The sequence below is a fragment of the Rhodococcus sp. NPDC060090 genome (genome assembly GCF_042729855.1).
Lineage (GTDB): Bacteria > Actinomycetota > Actinomycetes > Mycobacteriales > Mycobacteriaceae > Rhodococcus.
On record NZ_JBHWXB010000003.1, the window covers coordinates 273,750 to 294,336 of the forward strand.

Below are 20,587 nucleotides of genomic sequence, written 5' to 3' on the forward strand. Positions count from 1 at the left end.
ACCGGCGGTGCCGATCTCAATCCGGCGAGTAATCGGGTATGGACGTCTGCTCATCGAGCGACGACGACACCGCGAGACCCTGGGCGGCCGCGGCGGTGCGGACCGCGTCGATCACCAACTGCAGCGGCCGTCGTTGTGCGTCCGCGCCGCGATGGGCGATGGAGATCGTGCGCATCAGCGGGTCGGTCAGGGCGACCACTTCTATCCCCGGTGGACGCAGGGTCAGCCCGAGGTCGGAGACGAGGGTGACTCCCAGTCCTGCAGCGACCATGGCGAGTGCCGTCGCCTGCTCACCGACCTCGTGGTTGATTCTGGGTTCGAATCCGGAATGTTGACAGGCCGAACGCACCGCCCGGCCGAAATGTGAGTTGGGTCCGGCCAGCACCCACGGATACTCGGCGAGATCTGCCAAGGACGTGGTGTTCGCAGGTTCCGAACCGGGAGGCATCACTGCGTGTAATCGTTCCACCGCGATGACCACCCGGCTCAGCTCCGGATCCCACGGCATCGGATAGTTGGAGTAGTCGATCACGAACGAGAAATCCAGCGTGCCGACCTGGACGGCACCCGCGGTGTCCTCCGGCGCGAGTTCCTTCGTGCGGACCTCGATGCCCGGATACTCGGCAGCAAGCAACGTCAGTGCCCTCGGCAGCAGGCTCGATGCGACCGACGCCCACACACCACCGATCAAACGTGCGGTGACCCCGTCCTGTGTTCGTTCGAGAGCGGTCGTCGCGCGCTCGACCGATCGGAGGATCTCCTCGGCGTGCTCAGCGAGGACGAGGCCGACGTCGGTGAGCTGCACCCGGCGACCATGCCGGACGAAAAGAGTTGCACCGACGTCACGTTCGAGCAGAGCGAGTTGTTGGGACACGGCCGAGGTGGTGTAATGCAAAGCCGCGGCAGCAGCGGTCACGGTGCCTCGGCGATGCAACTCGCGAAGCATCCGCAACCGGCGCAGAGACAGCTCCATATCGCCAGGGTAAGGGCTGTGTAGGAACCGTGAACGCAATCATTCAAGTTTCGTAACTGGACGCCGGACCGCATCCACCTGCACGCTGGCGTTGTCAGCCGATTACTCGTGGCGACGAAATTCTACTGCGGATGATTGGGGTGGCTCACTATGACCTCGACGATGGAGCGCGCGTTCGGCCAAGGCCCGGACAATGCAGAGCAAGGCCCCCGTGAGCCTCTTCTTCGGATGACCTGGACCGATCCGATCACCGGAGCACACGGATACCTCGTCGTGCACACGTCGGTCTCCGGGCTTTCCACCGGCGGCACCCGGATGCGGGCGGGCTGCACGGTGTCGGAGGTCGAGGATCTGGCTCGGGGGATGGCAGCGAAGACTGCGGTGTTCGACCTGCCGGTGGGCGGTGCGAAAGGTGGCATCGACTTCGACCCGAAGGATCCCCGAGCGATCGGTGTTCTGGAGCGGTTCTGTCATGCAATGCGTCCGTGGTTGGACACTCATTGGGTGACCGCGGAGGACCTGGGAGTGCCGCAGCATCTGATCGATGACGTCTTTGCGCGGCTCGGACTCCAGCAGTCGTACCATGCCGCAATAGGACGCTCGGAGAATCCGGAACGCACACTGCAGCGCGTCCGGACCGCACTCAATGCACCGGTGAGCGGCGGCTTTCTGCTCGGTGACGTGGTCGGCGGGTACGGAGTTGCACAGGCCTGCATCGGCACGATGCACGCGCACGAGTGGGTGCCGGCCGACACGACCGTAGCGATTCAGGGCATCGGCACCATGGGAGGTGGTGCAGCCTGGTATCTGCACGAAGTCGGCGTTCGCGTGATCGCTGTCGCCGATGCCGCGGGCACGCTGTACTGCGCGGACGGACTCGATATTCCGACTCTGCTCGATCTGCGCGACGGCTACGGCGAGATCGACCGCACCCGTGTTCCGGCACATGTTGAGCAGTTGCCGCGCGCAGCTGTAATCGGTGTAGCCGCAGATATTCTCGTCCCCGCCGCGATCTCGTATGCGATCACGTCGGACAACGTCGACCAGGTCGCCGCTCGAGTCGTCGTCGAGGCCGCAAATGCTGCGACGACCCCGGATGCCGAGGCGTCGCTGATCGGGCGGGGTATTCCGGTGGTTCCGGATTTCGTGGCCAACGCCGGGGCAGTCGCCTGGGCATGGTGGGTGCTGCTCGGTCAGGTCGGCGACGATCCGGAGGATTCATTCCTGCGGTTGCGTACCGAGATGCTGGCCAAGGTCGCGCTGCTGGTCGAGCGATGGCTACTCGACCGTGTACCGCCGCGACAGACCGCGGGGGAGTTGGTCGCGGCGCACCACAACGCGTCGGCTCTGGTGGACCCCGTTGCGGTGCCGGTGCTGGTGATCCCGTAGACGTTCCTCCCGGCGTGCGGGTTTCCTCACGAACACGACCCACGGAAACCCGCGCGACGCGAGGAAAGCTTGTGCCTCTGTAGTTACCGTCATCGCTGTTCGGAGCGCCGAGTGCACACGAGCACCGCGTTGGCACCGGCTTGGAACTCGTAGTCGACGCTACGAATATCAGTGGTGATCCCGTCGTCGGCCAGACCCTGTCGCAGGGTGTCGAGATGCGGGTACCGGTCTGGTCCATAGTTACGAGAGGGAAGAGGCGCACCTCGGTCGCGGCCACCCTCATGAGTTCACGCACTGCGTCGTGGTGGAACGACAGGTCGAGCCGGTCTGCGTAGCTGAACAACAAGTGAGAGCTGACCACCAAGTCGAACGCTTCGTCGTCGAAGGGCAATTGGGGGAGTCCGCCTGCGACGTAACGCTCGGGATGTGCAACGTGGTGGCCTGAGAACCGACGTCCGGCTTCATGGACACCGTAGCGGAAGCGGCTTTCGATTGCCGAGCCGAATCCGAGCTTTCCGCCGGTTGTGTGGGTTTCCGTGGGTCGTGTTCGTGGGGAAACCCACACGGCGGGAGGAAAGTTCACGAGGTAGGGGCCTCTCCGTCACCATGACGACGCGGACGCGCGACGTTGCTGACGACGACCACCCTTTCCGTCGTGGTTGCGCCGTCCTGGGATTCGATGTGCCCGCCGACGCAACGCCAGCTCGTGTTGAAGACGTTCGGCCGACAACTTTCCCGGTCCGTGAATGCGGCTACCGTCGGCTTGCTCGATCACTACAGACATCTCAGTCCTTCGTCGTTGTTTATGTGAACGGGACAGTATTGCGCGCGGGGCATCACCGAGGCACGCGAATTTCATGGACCTCCACAAGAGTTGCGCGCAGCTTGCACGGTCGGAGTCGCTACAGAAGATCGGCGCACGACGAGCATGAGCTCTGGACAACTCGGTTAATTGCCCCTAACTTACAGGGGTGAGCGAACGTTACCCCCTACCCGATCTGGCGGACCTGCCCGAGGACATCGTCGAACGCATCCTTGAAGTGCAGGACAAGTCGGGTTTCGTCCCGAACGTGTTTCTGGCCTTCGCGCGTCGACCCGCTGAATGGCGAGCATTCTTCGCCTATCACGACGCGATCATGCTTCGTGAGGAGTCAGGATTGACGAAGGGCGATCGCGAAATGATCGTGACCACCATCTCGGCGGAGAACAAGTGTCTGTACTGCGTCGTCGCGCACGGTGCGATCCTCCGAATCTACGAGAAGAAGACGACTGTCGCTGATCAGGTGGCTGTCAACTACCGCGTCGCCGACATCACGTCCCGGCAGCGGGTGATGCTCGATTTCGCGAGCAAGGTCAACACGCGGTCGCACGAGATCTGCGATGACGACTTCGCGGCACTGCATGCACATGGGTTCACCGACGAGGACGCGTGGGACATCACCGCAATCACAGGCTTCTTCGGATTGAGCAATCGCATGGCGAGCGTGACCGGCATGATGCCCAACATCGAGTTCTACACGATGGGACGTCAACCTCGGGCATGAAACAAGCAATATCGGCGTGAAGTCCTGTTGTTTCGAACCGGTGAGGGCGGCGACGTCACCGGGGGCACGCCGCCGCAATGATCCTCTCAGCCTTCGATGATGGCGCCGCAGATGCCGCATTCCTCCAGCTGTCGGCGCTTCCAGCGAGCGACCGGAATGAAGAACAACGTGAACTGCTTGAACTCGCGCAATCGTACCCACTGTGTGGTGTTGTGACAGCGCGGACACGTTCGGACATGCCCTGAGCCGAGGTGTTGCCGCTTGGTGCCGTATCCGAACAGAAGGAACACCACGCCAGCATAGAACGTCCCCGCGTGCTGACACTCCTGGCTGCGATGGGCATCCGTTCCTCGCCGGGCTTCCGAGCCAGGGACCAGACGCGGTTCACGACGGACCCGCCGCAGTGGGGGCGCTCGTGCCTTTCGGTATGACGGGAAGCCCGCCCGGACCCGTCTCTCATATGCCATCAAAGGATGCGGGGATCGAGAACTCCAGTGCGGACCGCTTTCACCAGCCGTCGCGGAACGCGATGGGTGACGCCGTCGACAGTCACGGGAACGAGAGCAGGGACGCCCGCCGTCCACTGGGAGCGCCGGGAGCGGGTGTTGGAGCGTGACATGCGGCGTTTGGGAACTGCCATGGCTGGATCCTTTCGAGAGAACGATCAGGGGCGGCGACGGCCGTACTTGCGTTCGAATTTTTCGACACGTCCGGCCACATCCAATGTTCTGGCGGTCCCGGTCCAGAACGGGTGGGATTCGCTGGTCACGTCCGCCACGATCAAGGGATAGGTGTTGCCGTCGGACCAGGCGATCGTGCGGTCGGACCGGGCCGTCGAGCGGGTGAGGAAAGCGGTTCCGGTGTTGGCGTCCTGGAACACCACGGGGTGGTACTCGGGGTGGATGGCTGGTTTCATCGTCGTCTTTCTTCTTCTGTCCGTGAGGTTTCCGGTTGGCTGAGAGCAGACGGCTCACAGGGGTCTTCGTGGTAGTTGCCGAACGGGTCGTTCCAGCTCGTCCACAGGTGGGGCTTCGCTAGTTCGGCATCGGTGAGCAGCGCCCGGTCCAGGGCGGCGCGGATCGAGTCGGGTTCGGTGTCGTGGGTGAGGATCGCCAGCGAGGTGTCGCGGTCGCCGAACCTCTCGTCCCACCGCAACGCGGCAAGGGCTTGCCGTTCGCTGCTCACGTCCCGGAGCTGTTCGGGCTCCATCGAGGTAAGCCACGGCCCCGCGTGGGCGACGCGCAGACCACCGCCGGCGGATTCGAGCAGTAACGCATTGTCGGGTTGTGTCGCCACCCAGGCGCGGCCGCGAGAGCGGACCACGCCGTCGAGCAGAGCGTCGATCGCCTCGTGTAGGCGTTCGGGATGAAATGGGCGACGGGCGGTGTATTCGAGCAGGTGCACTCCGCAGTCCTCGTCGAGCGGCGGTTGGCCGCGCAGGAGCGGTGAGTGCGCATCGGAGATCGTGCCGCGCCGAGCGGTCGGTGGAATACGTCGTAGCAGGCCTTCGATGTCGCCGGGTTCGCCCCAGATTACGGGCGCATCCGGTGCGAGCCGGGACAGCACAGCATGCAGCCGTGCCTGTTGCCATCCGTCGGACCCGGGACAGACGACCAGGGCATCGGCGAATTCGACCTGCCCGACGACGACCTGCGCGAGCGTGCGCTCGTCGTCGAGTTCCTCGTCACCGGTGGCATCGTCGAGCCAGGTTGCGGCGTCGACGCAGGTGATGGTGCCCTCGATCCGCACGTCGCGGGAGGCGGGGGCGTCGATCCGGCCGACGATGCCGGTGACCATCACGTGTTCGATTGCCCAGCACAGTGCTTCGGGCTCGAAAAGTGGGTCGAGCAGTAGGACGATGCGGTCGACGTTGCTGCGGTCGTGGAGGCGACGCAACAGCGGGAGTAGGTCTTGGTTCAGTGTGCAGGAGACGCAGCCGTGGGCGAGTTCGAGTATCTCGTCACGTTCGTCGTCGGTCGTGGTCATTGTGCGTCGCACGATGCCTTCGTAGACCTCCGTCAAGTTGTAGCGCACGAGGATCGTCCCGGGCCGTAGGAGGGCGTGCGCGGTCTGTTCGATCGGTCCGCGCCACCCGGCGACGAGGATCAGTGGTGTCCGGAGGTTCACCCTGCCCCTTTCGATAATGATTGTCATTTACGTTGCCCTGAGCGTACAGTCCTGATCGTTCCTTGTCGAAAATGATTGTCGTTAACGAGGCGACGGAGAGGGCATCGTGTCGGCACACTGCCAAGTCACCGGACGCGTTCCAGGATTCGGAAAATCCGTATCCCATTCGCATGTCCGCACCAACCGACGCTGGGATCCGAACATCCAGCGCAAAACCTATTTCGTGCCCTCCGAGAGAAGGCGGATCACCTTGACCGTCTCAGCGAAGGGCATCAAAACCATCGACCGTGACGGGATCGACGCCGTGGTTGCCCGGCTGCGCGCCCGAGGGGAGAAACTGTAAATGGCCCGTAACGAGATCCGCCCGATCGTGAAGCTGCGCTCGACCGCCGGAACCGGGTTCACGTATGTCACCCGCAAGAACCGACGCAACGATCCCGATCGTCTCGTGCTGCGCAAGTACGACCCGGTGTTGCGCCGGCACACCGAGTTTCGCGAGGATAAATAGCCGTGGCAAAAAAACCGAAGATCGCACGGAACGAGCAGCGACGTGTGATCGTCGCCCGCTACGCCGAGCGACGCAGCGAACTCAAAGAGTGTGTGCGGCGCCCCTCGAGCACCCCGGAGGAGCGACGAGCCGCGCAGGCCGCTCTGCAGCGACTGCCGCGCGACGCCAGCCCCGTGCGGGTGCGCAACAGGGATGTGGCGGACGGGCGTCCCCGTGGTCATCTGCGCAAGTTCGGGCTTTCCCGTGTGCGGGTGCGCGAACTGGCGCACCGGGGCGAGTTACCTGGTGTGCGCAAGTCGAGTTGGTAAGGGCTACAAGGGAGTCGCCCTGTTGTGCACGTCTCTCTCCGGCCCCGGTCCGCTGAGTACTTTCCGAACACCTGCCCACCGGCGGGACAGGACTGTCCCGCCGGCGCCGTTTTTCGTCAGGAGGGAAACATGAAAGTTCGCGCATCTTTGAAGCCACGCTCTGGACATGCGTCGTCGTTCGGTTGGTCGGCGTCGCGGCCTGTAGGGGGGGCGGTCCGGCCGGTCGATCTCCAGCACCCGCCGGATTCATCGTCGATCAAGAACGCCGATGCGGACGTGATCGGCCCCATGCTGCCCTGACGCGATGATCGTGGCCGCATGACGATCGTCGAGCATGGAGGTGGTTTCCGAGAAATTGACGCCTGGATCGAGAAAAGTCAATATAGACGGATGTCGAATCAGCAGTCGAACGAAGGCGCTCCGTGCTGCCCGCCCCTCGCACAGAAGCCGCTGACTTCCGATTGGGCCACCGATCTGGCCCGCATGTTCAAGGCTCTCGGTGATCCGGTGCGCCTGCGCATGTTGAGTCTGATCGCCGGCCATCAGGGCGGGGAGAGCTGCGTGTGCGACATCAGTCCTGAGTTCGATCTGTCGCAGCCCACCATCTCGCACCACCTCAAGGTGTTGCGCGAAGCGGGCCTGCTCGAGTGCGAACGTCGCGGCACCTGGGTCTACTACCGTGTACTCCCCGAAGCCCTCGAACAACTGTCCGCGGTGCTCGCGACCGAATCCGGTGTGCTGCAGGGATCGGCCTGCGCCTGCGCCTCGACCGAACCCTCTCAGGAGACGGTCTCGTGACCACCACGACCGAAAACCGTTCAGTCGTCGGCAAGATGTCGGTCCTCGACCGGTTCCTGGCCGTGTGGATCGGCATCGCCATGGTCGCCGGCCTACTGCTCGGCCGACTCATCCCCGGACTCGGCGACGCACTGAGCGTCATCGAGATCGACAACATCTCCCTGCCGATCGCGCTCGGTCTGTTGATCATGATGTATCCGGTGCTCGCGAAGGTGCGCTACGACCGCCTCGACACCGTCACCGGCGATCGCAAACTGCTGATCTCCTCATTGATCCTCAACTGGGTGCTCGGCCCGGCGCTGATGTTCGCCCTCGCCTGGCTGCTGCTGCCCGACCTGCCCGAATACCGCACGGGCCTGATCATCGTCGGCCTTGCCCGATGCATCGCGATGGTCATCATCTGGAACGACCTCGCCTGCGGCGACCGTGAAGCCGCTGCCGTCCTGGTCGCGATCAACTCGATGTTCCAGGTGATCATGTTCGCGGTGCTCGGCTGGTTCTACCTGTCGGTCCTGCCCGGCTGGCTCGGTCTCGAACAGACCAGCCTCGATGTCTCGCCGTGGCAGATCGCCAAGTCGGTGCTGATCTTCCTCGGTATCCCACTCGTCGCCGGTTTCGTGACCCGCCATGTCGGTGAAAGGGCCAAGGGTCGCCAGTGGTACGAAGAGACGTTCCTGCCGAGGATCGGCCCGTGGGCGCTCTACGGACTCTTGTTCACAATCGTGATCCTGTTCGCGCTGCAGGGCGAACAGATCACCTCGCAGCCGTGGGACGTGGTGCGAATCGCGCTGCCACTGCTCGCGTATTTCATCCTCATGTGGGGCGGCGGGTTCCTGTTCGGTGCGGCGGTCGGGCTCGGTTACGAGCGCACCACGACGCTCGCGTTCACCGCTGCCGGTAACAACTTCGAGCTCGCCATCGCGGTGGCTATCGGCACCTTCGGGGTCACCTCTGGTCAGGCTTTGGCCGGGGTGGTCGGTCCGCTCATCGAGGTACCCATCCTCGTTGCCCTGATCTACGTCTCGCTCGCCCTGCGGAAGCATTTCACCCGCTCGCCGGCCCCCGTCGTGTCGTGAGGATCCGTGGGTAGGTCCCAAGGGATCGTGCTGAAGTGGTGATCACCATGAGCTGCAGCGATCCACGACGATATCGATCTCCGGGCGCGCGCTCGGCTCACCGATTTCGATCCCGCCTCGGTGTGAACCCACTTCGACAGGACGTTGCACTTCCATGACCACCGATTCCTCGACCGGTCGCATGTCCTCGGTGTTGTTCGTCTGTGTGCACAACGCCGGCCGTTCCCGGATGGCCGTGGGCTTCCTCACCGCGCCGGCCGGCGACCAGGTCGAGGTCCTGCTCGCCGAACTCGTTCCTGACGAGGACCCCGCCCGACCATCTCGAAGTGTGTGACCGATGCTCCCGGATCATCGGTCACACAAACAGCACCGTACTGCGGGTCTACCGATGCGACTCAGCTGATGTCGGCACCGGCGACGCGTAGCGTAGATCAGTGCGCCCACCGCCACGACGGCCACACCGGCAAGGACCGAACTGCCAGGCAGGCTGAACGCCAGCATCAGGCACCCCGCCAGCCCGAATACCGGAATGCCGCGCCCGAACCATCTCTGGGCCGGGGGGAGCGTCCAGGCGGAGGCGTTGGCGACGGCGTAATAGAGCAGTACACAGAAGGACGAGAATCCGATCGCGGCGCGCACATCGGTGGTCGCGACGACGATGGCCACCACGGCACCGACGGCGAGCTCGGCGTGATGCGGCACCGCGAATCGTGGGTGCACCGCCGCCAGGATGCGCGGTAGATGCCGGTCGCGTGCCATTGCCAGGGTGGTGCGGGAGACGCCGAGCACCAGAGCCAGCAGCGAACCCAATGCCGCGACGACGGCGCCGACACGCACCACGGGCTCCAGCCATCCGGCTCCGGCTGCGGCCACCGCGCTCGACAGCGGTGCGGTCGCTTCGGATAGGCCCTGTGGGCCGAGCGCCATCAGTGCGATGACGGCGACGGCCGAATACACGACCAAGGTGATGCCCAAAGCCAGCGGGATTGCGCGGGGGATAGTGCGCGCCGGATCGCGAACTTCCTCACCGAGGGTGGCGATTCGCGCGTACCCGGCGAAGGCAAAGAACAGCAGCCCGGCCGCTTGCAACACACCACCGACCGTGATGTCGGAAGCCCATTCCAGTCGCGCAAGGTCGGAAGCCTCGGAGGTGGACGCCGCGACGACGACGGCGGCGAGCACGGCCAGCACGATCGCCACGATCACCCGGGTCAGTAGCGCCGACTTCTGGACGCCGCGATAGTTCACCGCGGTCAAGGCCACGACCGCCGCGACAGCGACCGCGTGGGCCTGCTCAGGCCAGGCGTAGGCGCCGACGGTCAACGCCATGGCTGCACACGAGGCGGTCTTGCCGACAACGAAGGACCAGCCCGCGAGATAGCCCCAGAATTCGCCGAGTCGTTCGCGCCCATACACGTACGTGCCGCCGGAGACCGGGTACCGCGCCGCCAGCCGAGCCGACGAGGTCGCATTGCAGTACGCGACGAGCGCCGCCACACCGAGTCCTATCAGCAGCCCGGACCCGGCGGCCCTGGCAGCCGGCCCCAGGGCCACGAAGATACCCGCTCCGAGCATCGAGCCGAGACCGATGACGACGGCGTCCGTCAATCCCAGACGCCGCTTCAGTTCATCCGGTGTACCCGCCGCGATCTTCTTCGGCATCATGCTCCCGTCACACACCGATGACCAAATTACATCAATCTAGTTTGATGTATCTGATGATATCCTCGTGGCGTGGAGCTGTCGCGTCAACTCGTCCCGTCCTTCGTGCAACTGGCCGCTCATCCGCTGCGGTGGCAGCTGTTGGCGATGCTGTCCGGCGGCGACTATCGGGTTCGGGAGATGGTGACGCTGGTCGGCGAGTCGCAGAACCTGATCTCATACCACCTGCGCTTGCTGCGCGACGGTGGGCTGGTGCGTGCCAACCGCAGCAGCTTCGATGGCCGCGACAGCTATTACCACCTGGATCTGGACAGCTGCAGCCAGATGCTGGCCGGTGCCGGCGCCGCACTTCATCCGGCACTTGTCATGAACCCCACACCCCCGAAGCTCGGGTCGACGACGCCGGCGTCAGTCCTGTTCGTGTGCACCGGTAACAGTGCCCGCTCTGCGATCGCGGAAGCGCTGCTACGCCACCACGCCGGTGCTCGGGTCGACGTACTCAGCGCCGGTACTCGCCCCAGGCCGGAGATGCACCCGAATGCGGTCCGGGTGCTGCGAGGAGAGTTCGGGATCGACATTTCCGATCAGCGGCCCCGCCACGTGGACACCCTCGCCGACCGCCGGTTCGATAGGGTGATCACCCTGTGCGACAAGGCTCGCGAAGTCTGCCCGGAGTTCGGCGACTTCACCGGCTGGGCCCACTGGAGCATCCCCGACCCGGCAGCATCGGGCGGCGCCGACGACGATATCTATCCGACCTTCCAGGCCACCGCCGCTGAGATCGACACCCGCATCCGGTATCTGCTGCCGATGCTCACCGCTCAGCTGTGAAGTCGGCTTCACTCTGCGCACCAACCCGGCTCCCGCCTTCGCCGACGTGATCCGCGGCTCGTTGCGGATTCTGCTGTCGGCGCGGCCAGTTCGGGGCGCGCATCGATGGTCGTTCAGGTGAGATTCTTGCTGAGCGCCCTCGGGGGAGTCTGGTTGTGGTGTTGAAGATCGAGCCGTCGAGTGCCACATGCTTCGCAGCGGACGTAGAGCACTCGTCCCATCGACGTCTGGTGGCTCGACTCGACCAGCCACCCGTGTTCGTGGACGGTGCTCTGTGCGCCGGCGGGTGTGGGGCTGTCGTGGGTTTCCCGTGTGATCATGCCTACCACCATGATGTAATGGCATTATGCATCTCAACCCTTACGGCGAGTACGCGGTCGTCCTGGCTGCGTCACTGGCCAATGATTGGCCCGCCACTCGCGCCGAGATCGAGCAGCGGACGCGAGACGTCGGGATGACGATGGAATTTGCTGAAGCACCGGACGATCATGCACTCACTCGGGCCGTGATCGACGAGTGGTTGACCGTCGTGGACGCATCCGACCCGCAGGTGCGCGCACGGCTGCTCAACGCGCAGATGGCCACGGCCTCGGCCTATCCACGGCTGACCGATCATGACGGTGAAGGGTGGCATCTGCACTACCGCGCTGAGGAGAAATCGCTCCCCGATGTCCTCCGATCCATCATCAGCGTCGGCACCGCACTGCACCTGACCACCCGCGGAATGCATCGCCTCGGACGGTGCGCCGCGGGGCAGGTTCCGGGGGATCCGTGCTCTGCCGTGGTCGTCGATGTCACCCGTAACGGCCGCCAGAGGTATTGCTCCGTGCGGTGCGCGAATCGCGATGCCGTTCGTCGGCATCGCGCGAGGGTGAAAGCCGATCACTGAGCGCAGGGGAGCATCAGGGACCGAGACGATTCAACCCGTTCATCACCCCACTCCCTTCTTACTTTGAAGTAAGGTCTGGGCATGGAACCCGTCCTGACATCGACATACCGGAGCTGGCTGAAGTTGCCGCGCAACGCCGTCGGCTCCGCGCTCTTCTCAGTGGGCATGTGCGTGCGCGTGCCCTATTTCGCGACAGTGCTACCTCGTGTCACGCACCTCGAACCGGGCCGCTGCGAGGTGCGAGCCCCGAAATGGTGGGGCGTCCACAACCATCTCGGTACCTTCCACGCGATCGCCGCGTGCAACCTCGCCGAAGCCGCCATGGGGATGCTCGCCGAAGCGACAGTGCCCTCGACGCATCGATGGATCCCGAAGGCCATGTCCACCCAGTACCTTGCCAAGGCGGAATCTCGTCTTCGCGCGGTGGCCGAACTCGGCTCGCTCCCGGACTTCGCATCCGATTCCGAAGGTCTGGAACTGGTTGTCCCGGTGCGTGTTTACGATACCGGCGGAACCGAGGTCGTGCACGCGGACATCACGATCTGGGTCACGCCGCGCTAGCGCACCCGGTATAACGTCTCCTTCTCCATCATCGTGAATCAGTTGGAGTCCTTGACCTCGAGTGGACTCGAGGTTGCACCGTGGAGTTGTGGTTCAACACCGACAACGAGGAGGAACAACGATGCGGCAAGTACTGCCTGACCTGTGGGAAACACAACAAGACAATCCGTTTCCCGGCCTGACCACGCATGCCTACCTGTGGACCGGAAACACCAACGTGCTGTTCTACTCGGTTGCCGGCGAGGCAGACTTCGCCGAATTGGAGCGACGGGGTGGATTCACGGATCAGTATCTGTCTCATCAGGACGAAGCGGGCCCGATGCTCGGAAGGATCGCCGTGAAATTCGGTGCGAAGTTGCACGCACCCGCCGCCGAAGCCGACGCGATCGGCCGGCACGCACGCATCGACGTCCCGCTGGCGAACCGGCACACCGATCACAATGGAGTGGAGGTGATTCCGACACCCGGGCACACCATCGGCAGTGTCTGTTATCTCGTTCCGGGCGCCGACGGAGCTCGCTACCTGTTCACCGGCGACACGCTGTTCGTCGGTGCGTCAGGAGAGTGGACGGCGGGGTACATCGAAAGCTTCAGCGACGCCCGCACTCTGGCCGACAGCCTGCGGCTGCTGGGCGCGCTCACGCCGGACGTGGTGATCTCCAGTGCCTTTCCCAGCGAGTCGGCGGTACACAGGATCGACCCACAGGAATGGCGATCCCACCTCGAGCAGGCCCTGGCCGGGCTGCCTGCTGCGGTGCAGCGGTGAGGTCAGCGCGGGTCGAGTATGGCGGATGCCGCGTCGAGATCGGAAGCTTCTCCGGTGGTCAGGGCGTAGAGGGCATATCCGATGGGGGAAGCGTCCCATAGGTGTCTTGCCTGGGCCGCGAGACCGGGGTGAGTCTGTCCGCCGGCGGCGGCATAGGAGTCGATGGTGGCCTGCAGCATGTCCTCGCCAGCAGCACCGTATTGGGCGGACAGGTCGCGGGCAGGGTCGTCGACGCGGGCGGTGGTCCAGTCGAGAACCCCGGTGATCGAGCCGTCCTCGTCGAGCAGGACGTGCGCCGGATAGATCTCGCCGTGTGTCATGACTGTGACTTCGGGCCAGCAGGTGTCGTCGGCGAGCCAGGCCTTCCACGCTCGGCTGAGGGTAGGCGCGACGGTGAAAGCCGCACTCACCCGGTCGATGTCGTCGCGCCACGACTCGCGTACCTGGGCGGGCGAGCGAACCTCGACGCCCGCGGTCTCTGCTTGCTGCGCGCCGATGGAGTGCAGGCGGGCCAATAGGTGTCCCAGGCGTCGGGCGTAGTCGGGGCTGGCAGGGTCGATGTGCCAGACGGGTTCTCCGGTGTCGGTGAGGGTCAATCCGGGCGCACCGGGTAGAGCAGGATAGGCGATCAGCTCAGGGGCGCGGATCTGCCAGTGTGGGACGGCGATACTGTCCTCGGCCAGGACGGGGGAGACCAGGTCGAGAATGCGCATTTCGGTGGCCATGCCCGCAGAGACGTCGTCGCGGCGGGGCACGCGCAGCACCCAGCGTTGCCCCGCGTCGTCGGAGGCCATGACTACGCGGTAGTCCAGGCCGGCTTCGTTCACCGTGGCGTCCTCCGCGGACAGGTGCAGGCCGTGCGCTGCGGCGAGCGAGGTGGCGTCGGTGGCGTCGAAGGAGGTCATGACACTCACCATTTCACCCATGTGAAGGGCTGGTCCAACGAGTTTCACTCGAATGCGGCGGAGACCCGGTCCTCGGCGAGCTTTCGCTGAGCCGGTACCAGCCCGATTCGAGTGCGGCGATCGAGCACGTCGCCGACGTCGAGTGCCCCCTCGTGGCTCACCGCGAACTCCACTTCCGCTCGGGTGACATCGATTCCGGGTGCAAACCGCTCCAAACGCGCAGGATCGGTGGTGAGCAGGGATGCTTCGGTCCCGTAGCGCTGCACCAGCGACTGCGGCGCCGTCAGCGTGCGGAGCACGGCGGAATCTGCAGCACCGACCACCGGAAGTTGCCGGGTACGGCACGGCCCCGCAGTCAGGCCGGCCACTTCGACGGCCGCATCGACAGCGTCCTCGGCCATCTTCCGGTAGGTGGTGAGCTTGCCGCCGACAATGCCGATCGGTCCGCCGTCCGAGCAGATGACGGCGTGTTTGCGTGATAGGTCGGCTGTGGCGCCCCCGGCGTCGGAGGTGGTGGTGTCGAGCAGCGGGCGCAGTCCGGCGAAGGTGTCCAGGACGTCGTCACGGGTCAGTGGTGTCGCGAGTGCCGTATTGACCGTGTCGAGCAGGAACTCGATCTCACCGTCGCTGGCGTGAGGCACATCCGGCAGCTCACCCGGCGCTTCTTCGTCGGTCAACCCGAGGTAGACGCGACCGAGCTGGGCGGGCAGGGCGAACACGAACCGGTTGCGTTCACCTGGGATCGGCACCGTGAGCGCGGCCGTCGGGTTCCCGAGTGCTGCTGCGTCGAGCACGAGGTGGGTACCGCGGCTGGGTCGCAGCCTGATGGTGGGGTCGACACGACCGGCCCACACTCCGGCGGCGTTCACGACGGCCCGGGCCCGGATATGTAGGTTTGTGCTGGTGAGGGTGTCGCGGAGCGTTGCGCTGTTGCCGGTGACGTCGCGGGCTTCGACGCGGGTGAGGATCCGCGCCCCGTACGCGGCGGCCGTGCGGGCGAGCGCAACGACGAATCGCGCGTCGTCGACGAGTTGACCGTCGTAGGCGAGGAGGCCGCCGCGCAGCCCGTCACGCCGAACGGCCGGGGCAAGCGCTGCGGTGTGCGCCGCGCTGACGCGCCGGGACCGCGGAAGAACGGTGGCCGGTGTTCCGGCGGTGGCGCGCAACACGTCACCGGCGAGAAATCCGGTGCGCACCAGAGCTGTGTCGGCGGCTCCTACGGAGGGCAGGAGGGGTACGAGCTGGGGGAGTGGCCGCACGAGATGCGGTGCGGTGCGCGTCATGATGATGTTGCGTTCGACGGCGCTCTCCCGGGCGATGCCGACATTGCCCGTGGCGAGGTAACGCAATCCGCCGTGTACGAGCTTCGAGCTCCAGCGGCTGGTGCCGAAGGCCAGATCGTGGCGCTCGGCGAGCACGACGCTCAATCCGCGGCTGGCAGCATCGAGGGCGACACCGGCTCCGGTGACACCGCCACCGATGACGAGGACATCGACGTCGGAGTGTTCGCCGAGTTCGTCGAGTTCGCGGCTACGGCGGAGGGCATTGAGGGCGCTCGACCCGGTGGGGGTCATCAGGGGCGCCTTTCCGTGGGAGCCAGGTAGGAGTCGACGGCGTGTCCGAGTTCGTCGAGCAATGTTCGGTGGTCGACGACCTCGCTGATCATGCGGACGGATTGCACCGTCGATTGGGCGGTGAGCAGCACGAACGCAGCGAGTGCGCGTGGGTCACCGGTCCGGACGGATCCATCGTGCTGACCTTGTTCGATCGCAGTGACGAGGACGTCGAGGATGACGCGTTGGCTGGTGCCGAGCCGGTCGACGATGTAGGTGATGAATATTTCCGGGTCTGTGCGCAGGACCTTCTCGAAGATCGGGTGGGTGCCGATGTCGTAGGCGGCAGCGGTGACCGCCGAGACCAGGAGCGGACGAATAGGCCCGACGCCGCGTGTGTCGGGAATCGCGGCTCGGATTTCCCTGGTGAGCAGGTCGGCGAGGACCGAGTCGGTGTCCGGCCACCGACGGTAGACGGTGGGTCGGCTGACGCCGGCTCGTCGAGCGATCTCGGCGAGGGTGGTGCGCCGCAACCCGAAGTCGAGCAGACAGGAGCGGGCGGCGTCGAGGATCCTGTCCTCGACGCTGTTGTCGGTCCGGTCTGCTGCGGGCGACATCGAGTGCTGCGCGGATACCGCGTCACCGAATTTGTCGTTACGAACAGTCGTCATGTGTAAAACTGTAACGCATGACTGAGAGCGTCACGCCCCATCGACCCGACCAGCCCGCCCCGGACATGGAGTGGGACGCGTGGGGAACGGCCGAACACCGAACCGAACTCGGCCCCGAGGTGCACACCCTGCTCGAGCAGGCGCTCGGAGTGCGTCCCCGTCGAAACCCGCTCGCCGAATTCGACGTCCGGCTCGCCCCCGCCCAGCTGACTCCGGAGCGCCGAACCGGTCTCGTGCACCTTCTCGGCGCCGAGCATGTCCTCGACGACGACGCGACGCGCCTGCGTCACGCCGGCGGGAAAAGCACCCTGGACCTGTTGCGCCGGCAGGATCGCGACCCGCAGCCCGCACCCGACGCAGTTATTCTACCCGCCGACCATGACGAGGTCCTTGCGATTCTCGAATACTGTGCAGCACAGTCGATCGCAGTTGTTCCCTTCGGTGGGGGCACCAGTGTCGTCGGGGGCGTGGACCCCGACTCCGGTCACCTCTCTGCCGTGATCGCCGTGGATCTGCGCCGACTGAATGCTCTCAGCCATCTCGATCCCATCTCACGTATCGCCACTCTGCAGGCCGGTGCCACTGGGCCTCAGGCCGAAGAGTTGCTCAGCGCGCACGGCTTCTCGCTCGGCCACTACCCGCAAAGTTTCCGCCACGCGACCATCGGCGGGTTCGCAGCCACTCGGTCCTCCGGTCAGGCCTCGGCCGGATACGGGCGGTTCGACGACATGGTCGAACACATGACCGTGGCGACGCCCCGCGGCACCATCCAGGTCGGTCACCCACCGGCTTCGGCGGCGGGCCCGGACCTGCGGCAACTCTTCCTCGGATCCGAGGGCACGTTCGGCATCATCACGGAAGTCGGTGTGCGGGTCCACCCCATTCCTGCCGTGGTCGAGCACCGGGCATGGACCTTCCCCGATTTCGCTACCGGCGCGGACGCGCTGCGAACTCTTGTCCAGAGCGGCCTGCCGCCGACCGTGCTCCGGCTCTCGGACGAAGCCGAAACCGGCCTCAACCTCGCCCTGCACAAGGACATCGGGCGCACATCTCCTGGCGGATGTCTTGCGGTGACCACCATCGAGGGCGACGAGCGATACGTGCGCGACCGTGCGGCAGCGGTGCAGGAAATCCTCGGTGCGGCAGGAGGTGCCGACCTCGGTGCGGAGCCTGCCCGCCAATGGGAACACGGACGATTCGGCGCACCACACCTGCGGGATGCGCTGCTACAGGCGGGTGCCCTCGCGGAGACCCTCGAAACCGCGACCACCTGGTCGAATCTGTCGCGACTGCGTGCCGCGGTCACCGAGGCGCTCACCGGCACACTCCGCGAGGGCGGCACGCCACCCTTGGTGATGTGCCACATCTCGCACACATATCCGGCCGGTGCGTCACTGTATTTCACCGTCGTGTGCGCGCAGACCGACGATCCGGTCGGCCAATGGGTAGAGGCGAAGAAGGCCGCCACCGCCGCGATGGTCGCCGTCGGCGGCACCGTCACCCACCATCACGCAGTAGGGCGCGACCACCTGCCGTGGATGACGGACGAAATAGGTCACTGCGGTGTGGAGGTGCTTCGCGCAGTCAAGAACGCGCTCGATCCGCACAACGTCCTCAATCCCGGAAAGCTCATCCTGTGAGCACCAGGTCGATTGTCGTGCTGAGCAATCCCGCTGCCGACAAGGATGCCCACCACACGCTCGCGGTGGCCAGCGCGCGACTACGTGAACACGGGTTGCGCATCGCCCACATCGCCGCCGATTCCGTCGAGGAATCGATAGCATTGGCCCGCCACGCTGTCGAGGACGGCGTCGACGGGATTGTCGCAGTGGGCGGAGACGGTATTGCCTGGCAGGCGTGGCAGGCAACCGCCACCACGGGCACACCCGTCGGCATCGTCCCCGCCGGAACAGGAAACGACCTCGCCCGGGTCCTCGGAATTCCCCACGACCCGGCCGCGGCAGCCGAGGTGATCGCCGCCGGCCGCCTACGCACGATCGATCTGGGGCGCGTGAGCTCCGCCCACGGCCCGGACCACTGGTTCGGCACCGTCCTCGCCGGTGGCTTCGATGCCCTCGTCACCGATCGCGCGAACCGCATGACATGGCCGCGGGGCAGACTGCGCTACAACGCCGCCACCGTCGCCGAACTCGTCAACCTGCGGTTACTCCCGTACCGGATCACCTTCGACGACGAACCGGCCATCGAACTCGACGCCACACTGGTGGCCGTCGGCAACGCCTCCACCTACGGGGGCGGCATGCGCATCGCACCGGGCGCGCTGCTCGACGACGGACAGCTCGACGTGGTGGTGGCCACCTCCGCGAACCGCTCTCGCCTGCTGCGCTTGTTCCCGACCGTGTATCGGGGCACCCACGTCGACCTGCCCGAGGTGATGGTGCGCCGAGCACGGCGGGTACGGCTCGAGAGTCCCGGCATCACGGTCTATGCCGACGGCGAACCCCTCCGCCCGCTGCCGGTCGATGTCGAGGCGGTGCCGGGCGCCGGGACCGTGTTGGTGCCGAACCCCTGACCGTGCCCACACCGCGGTCCGGAGCGTCACGGCGGCAGCCCCACGATGAGCGCAAACACCGGCGCAGGCAGGTCATCCCCGAGTTCTGATGCGGATCGACCTGCGCTGAGGACACTCCCGCGTCCACCATCGTGAGGGTGCGCAGCACCGGACATGCGTGCTTGACCGCACCAGTGCAGGCAACGTTTCCGCCGTATTGTCCCGACATTCATATCGGCCCAGCGATAGGAGTGCGCGGATTCGTCAACTTCTCTCCCCATGCCCTTGTCACGTAGATCATTTCTCACCGCTGATCTGGGAATCAGCATCGTCACCACGGTCACCTCCGTCAGCGCCACCGGCTGCGGCCGCGCGAGAGCGTCCGGATTGAAGGGCGACCCGTTCATGCTCGGGGTCGCCTCGGGCGATCCGGCACCCGACGGGTTCGTCATCTGGACCCGGCTCGCGCTCGACCCCATCGCCGACGACAGTCTCGGCGGCATGCCCAACCGCAGCATCCCAGTGCAGTGGGAGGTCGCCGAAGACGAGCAGATGGCCCGGGTCGTGGCGCGCGGCGAAGAACAGGCAGTCCTCGACAGCGCTCATTCAGTACACGTCGAACTCTTCGGGCTTCGACCGGGACGCGAATACTTCCACCGATTCCGCACCGGCGACCACATGAGCATCGTGGGGCGCGCGCTGACTACTCCGGCAGCGACCGAGACGCCCGCCGCACTGGCCATGGCCTTCGCGAGCTGCGCCCAGTACGAACACACCACCGGCGAGTACGTCAGCGACACCGGACTCGTGCGGGCTGTCGACGGCCCCCAGACGGTCACGCTCGAGAACTACCGGCAGCGTCATGCTCGTACAAGTCAGACGCCGATCTGCAGGCAACCCATGCGATCGCGCCGTGGCTCGTCGGCACCGACCGGCCACGACATGAAGATCTTCCGGCGCATCCAGTGGGGGAACCTCGCCAACTTCCACATGCTCGACACCCGTCAGTACCGCGACGATCAGGCCGCAGGCGATGGTTGGCAGGAGAACATGGCCGAGCGTCACGACGAAGCGCGCACGCTGACCGGAGCCGAGCAGGAGGCGTGGCTGCTCGACGGATTCCGAACATCCACCGCACACTGGGACTTCCTGGGCCAGCAGTTGTTCTTCGCCGAACAGGACAAAGATCCGAGCCCGACCACCGACGAAGTGAGCATGGACAGCTGGGACGGATACGCCGCGTCCCGGCGCCGCATCACCGAAGGCTGGGTCGATTCGCCGGTCCGCAACGCGGTCGTGCTCACCGGTGACGTGCACCGGCACTGGGCAAACGACATCAAGGTCGATTTCGCCGACCCCGATGCACCGAAGGCGTCCTTTGAGATCGTGTCCGGGCAGCCGGGATTGCAGGAGAAGGCCTGACGACGAGCTTCACGCGCGGACGCCAGCTTCCCACTGCAGCGATTGCGTGAGCGGGAATCAAGGATGGTCGCGGGAACGGAGTGCCACGACGG

The 20,587-nt window shown here is 65.4% G+C and carries 24 protein-coding genes and 2 pseudogenes; 15 read left to right on the plus strand and 11 right to left on the minus strand.

All coding sequences use genetic code 11. The features are described 5' to 3' along the window. Window positions 1-16: 16 nt before the first annotated feature. Window positions 17-973, minus strand: coding sequence for a LysR substrate-binding domain-containing protein (locus ACFWCF_RS05910; protein WP_378558363.1), 957 nt, complete (start codon window positions 971-973; stop codon window positions 17-19). 150 nt (window positions 974-1,123) lie between these two features. Here ACFWCF_RS05910 and ACFWCF_RS05915 point away from each other — a divergent pair, with 150 nt between their 5' ends. Beyond that, window positions 1,124-2,362, plus strand: a complete 1,239-nt coding sequence (locus tag ACFWCF_RS05915; protein WP_378558366.1) for a Glu/Leu/Phe/Val dehydrogenase dimerization domain-containing protein — start codon at window positions 1,124-1,126, stop codon at window positions 2,360-2,362. A gap of 328 nt (window positions 2,363-2,690) precedes the next feature. Here the strand turns inward: ACFWCF_RS05915 and ACFWCF_RS05920 are convergent. Then, window positions 2,691-2,945, minus strand: a pseudogene (locus tag ACFWCF_RS05920) (hypothetical protein); the annotation flags it as partial. A 388-nt stretch (window positions 2,946-3,333) separates the two neighbouring features. Between ACFWCF_RS05920 and ACFWCF_RS05925 the strand changes: the two are divergent. Then, window positions 3,334-3,906, plus strand: a complete 573-nt coding sequence (locus ACFWCF_RS05925; protein ID WP_378558369.1) for a peroxidase-related enzyme — start codon at window positions 3,334-3,336, stop codon at window positions 3,904-3,906. 86 nt (window positions 3,907-3,992) lie between these two features. On the opposite strand, the gene ACFWCF_RS05930 is transcribed toward ACFWCF_RS05925, so the two are convergent. The 4 genes from ACFWCF_RS05930 to mrf all read right to left on the minus strand — a co-directional run bounded on the left by ACFWCF_RS05930 (window position 3,993) and on the right by mrf (window position 6,033). Then, the gene (locus tag ACFWCF_RS05930; RefSeq protein WP_378558372.1) at window positions 3,993-4,199 is read right to left on the minus strand and encodes a zinc-ribbon domain-containing protein; all 207 of its coding nucleotides are present in this window, start codon (window positions 4,197-4,199) and stop codon (window positions 3,993-3,995) included. A gap of 173 nt (window positions 4,200-4,372) precedes the next feature. Next, window positions 4,373-4,546 carry a 50S ribosomal protein L32 gene (gene rpmF, locus ACFWCF_RS05935; RefSeq protein ID WP_378558375.1) on the minus strand — a complete coding sequence of 58 codons (174 nt, stop codon included), beginning with the start codon at window positions 4,544-4,546 and terminating at the stop codon, window positions 4,373-4,375. A gap of 24 nt (window positions 4,547-4,570) precedes the next feature. After that, window positions 4,571-4,822, minus strand: a complete 252-nt coding sequence (locus ACFWCF_RS05940; protein WP_378558378.1) for a type B 50S ribosomal protein L31 — start codon at window positions 4,820-4,822, stop codon at window positions 4,571-4,573. Next, complete coding sequence (mrf, locus tag ACFWCF_RS05945) at window positions 4,819-6,033, minus strand: ribosome hibernation factor-recruiting GTPase MRF (RefSeq protein WP_378558381.1); 1,215 nt, start codon at window positions 6,031-6,033, stop codon at window positions 4,819-4,821. Before mrf ends, ACFWCF_RS05940 begins: the two co-directional genes overlap by 4 nt. Window positions 6,034-6,139: 106 nt before the next feature. On the opposite strand from mrf, the gene rpmB reads away from it, so the two are divergent. The 6 genes and pseudogenes from rpmB to ACFWCF_RS05975 all read left to right on the plus strand — a co-directional run. Then, window positions 6,140-6,376 carry a 50S ribosomal protein L28 gene (gene rpmB, locus ACFWCF_RS05950; protein ID WP_378558384.1) on the plus strand — a complete coding sequence of 79 codons (237 nt, stop codon included), beginning with the start codon at window positions 6,140-6,142 and terminating at the stop codon, window positions 6,374-6,376. After that, the gene (rpmG, locus tag ACFWCF_RS05955) at window positions 6,377-6,541 is read left to right on the plus strand and encodes a 50S ribosomal protein L33 (RefSeq protein WP_378558387.1); all 165 of its coding nucleotides are present in this window, start codon (window positions 6,377-6,379) and stop codon (window positions 6,539-6,541) included. A gap of 2 nt (window positions 6,542-6,543) precedes the next feature. Further along, the gene (gene rpsN, locus ACFWCF_RS05960; RefSeq protein ID WP_378558390.1) at window positions 6,544-6,849 is read left to right on the plus strand and encodes a 30S ribosomal protein S14; all 306 of its coding nucleotides are present in this window, start codon (window positions 6,544-6,546) and stop codon (window positions 6,847-6,849) included. A 390-nt stretch (window positions 6,850-7,239) separates the two neighbouring features. Beyond that, window positions 7,240-7,647, plus strand: coding sequence for an ArsR/SmtB family transcription factor (locus ACFWCF_RS05965; protein WP_378558394.1), 408 nt, complete (start codon window positions 7,240-7,242; stop codon window positions 7,645-7,647). A gap of 35 nt (window positions 7,648-7,682) precedes the next feature. Continuing rightward, window positions 7,683-8,723: an ACR3 family arsenite efflux transporter gene (gene arsB / locus ACFWCF_RS05970; RefSeq protein WP_378558670.1), complete on the plus strand. Its 1,041-nt coding sequence runs from the start codon at window positions 7,683-7,685 to the stop codon at window positions 8,721-8,723. Window positions 8,724-8,877: 154 nt separating this feature from the next. Continuing rightward, window positions 8,878-9,021 (plus strand): annotated as a pseudogene (locus ACFWCF_RS05975) (heat-shock protein HtpX); the annotation flags it as partial. A 50-nt stretch (window positions 9,022-9,071) separates the two neighbouring features. Here ACFWCF_RS05975 and ACFWCF_RS05980 read toward each other — a convergent pair. Next, window positions 9,072-10,388, minus strand: a complete 1,317-nt coding sequence (locus ACFWCF_RS05980) for an APC family permease (RefSeq protein ID WP_378558397.1) — start codon at window positions 10,386-10,388, stop codon at window positions 9,072-9,074. Between the two features lie 69 nt (window positions 10,389-10,457). On the opposite strand from ACFWCF_RS05980, the gene ACFWCF_RS05985 reads away from it, so the two are divergent. After that, window positions 10,458-11,216 (plus strand): ArsR family transcriptional regulator, encoded by a 759-nt coding sequence (locus ACFWCF_RS05985; RefSeq protein ID WP_378558399.1) that lies wholly within the window; start codon window positions 10,458-10,460, stop codon window positions 11,214-11,216. Between the two features lie 113 nt (window positions 11,217-11,329). Here ACFWCF_RS05985 and ACFWCF_RS05990 read toward each other — a convergent pair whose 3' ends face one another. Next, window positions 11,330-11,536, minus strand: a complete 207-nt coding sequence (locus tag ACFWCF_RS05990) for a hypothetical protein (protein ID WP_378558402.1) — start codon at window positions 11,534-11,536, stop codon at window positions 11,330-11,332. 26 nt (window positions 11,537-11,562) lie between these two features. On the opposite strand from ACFWCF_RS05990, the gene ACFWCF_RS05995 reads away from it, so the two are divergent. From ACFWCF_RS05995 to ACFWCF_RS06005, 3 genes are all read left to right on the plus strand, one after another. Then, window positions 11,563-12,105, plus strand: a complete 543-nt coding sequence (locus ACFWCF_RS05995) for a CGNR zinc finger domain-containing protein (protein WP_378558405.1) — start codon at window positions 11,563-11,565, stop codon at window positions 12,103-12,105. An 81-nt stretch (window positions 12,106-12,186) separates the two neighbouring features. Then, window positions 12,187-12,666 carry a hotdog fold domain-containing protein gene (locus ACFWCF_RS06000; RefSeq protein ID WP_378488728.1) on the plus strand — a complete coding sequence of 160 codons (480 nt, stop codon included), beginning with the start codon at window positions 12,187-12,189 and terminating at the stop codon, window positions 12,664-12,666. A 121-nt stretch (window positions 12,667-12,787) separates the two neighbouring features. After that, window positions 12,788-13,432: an MBL fold metallo-hydrolase gene (locus tag ACFWCF_RS06005; RefSeq protein ID WP_378558408.1), complete on the plus strand. Its 645-nt coding sequence runs from the start codon at window positions 12,788-12,790 to the stop codon at window positions 13,430-13,432. A gap of 2 nt (window positions 13,433-13,434) precedes the next feature. Here the strand turns inward: ACFWCF_RS06005 and ACFWCF_RS06010 are convergent, their stop codons facing one another. The 3 genes from ACFWCF_RS06010 to ACFWCF_RS06020 are packed head-to-tail and all read right to left on the minus strand — an operon-like array spanning window position 13,435 to window position 16,561. Further along, on the minus strand, window positions 13,435-14,337 hold the full coding sequence (locus ACFWCF_RS06010) for a macrolide 2'-phosphotransferase (protein ID WP_378558411.1): 903 nt from the start codon (window positions 14,335-14,337) through the stop codon (window positions 13,435-13,437). 44 nt (window positions 14,338-14,381) lie between these two features. After that, window positions 14,382-15,911, minus strand: a complete 1,530-nt coding sequence (locus ACFWCF_RS06015; RefSeq protein ID WP_378558414.1) for a glycerol-3-phosphate dehydrogenase/oxidase — start codon at window positions 15,909-15,911, stop codon at window positions 14,382-14,384. Then, window positions 15,911-16,561, minus strand: a complete 651-nt coding sequence (locus ACFWCF_RS06020; RefSeq protein WP_378558417.1) for a TetR/AcrR family transcriptional regulator — start codon at window positions 16,559-16,561, stop codon at window positions 15,911-15,913. The genes ACFWCF_RS06015 and ACFWCF_RS06020 overlap by 1 nt, the downstream gene beginning before the upstream one ends. A 17-nt stretch (window positions 16,562-16,578) precedes the next feature. Here ACFWCF_RS06020 and ACFWCF_RS06025 point away from each other — a divergent pair, with 17 nt between their 5' ends. The 3 genes from ACFWCF_RS06025 (at window position 16,579) to ACFWCF_RS06035 (ending at window position 20,495) form a co-directional block, all read left to right on the plus strand. Further along, entirely contained in the window at window positions 16,579-18,201 is a 1,623-nt protein-coding gene (locus ACFWCF_RS06025) for an FAD-binding oxidoreductase (protein WP_378558420.1), read from the plus strand. Next, window positions 18,198-19,094 carry a diacylglycerol kinase gene (locus ACFWCF_RS06030; protein WP_378558423.1) on the plus strand — a complete coding sequence of 299 codons (897 nt, stop codon included), beginning with the start codon at window positions 18,198-18,200 and terminating at the stop codon, window positions 19,092-19,094. The genes ACFWCF_RS06025 and ACFWCF_RS06030 overlap by 4 nt, the downstream gene beginning before the upstream one ends. Window positions 19,095-19,352: 258 nt before the next feature. Beyond that, on the plus strand, window positions 19,353-20,495 hold the full coding sequence (locus ACFWCF_RS06035; RefSeq protein WP_378558426.1) for an alkaline phosphatase D family protein: 1,143 nt from the start codon (window positions 19,353-19,355) through the stop codon (window positions 20,493-20,495). Window positions 20,496-20,587: the final 92 nt, after the last annotated feature.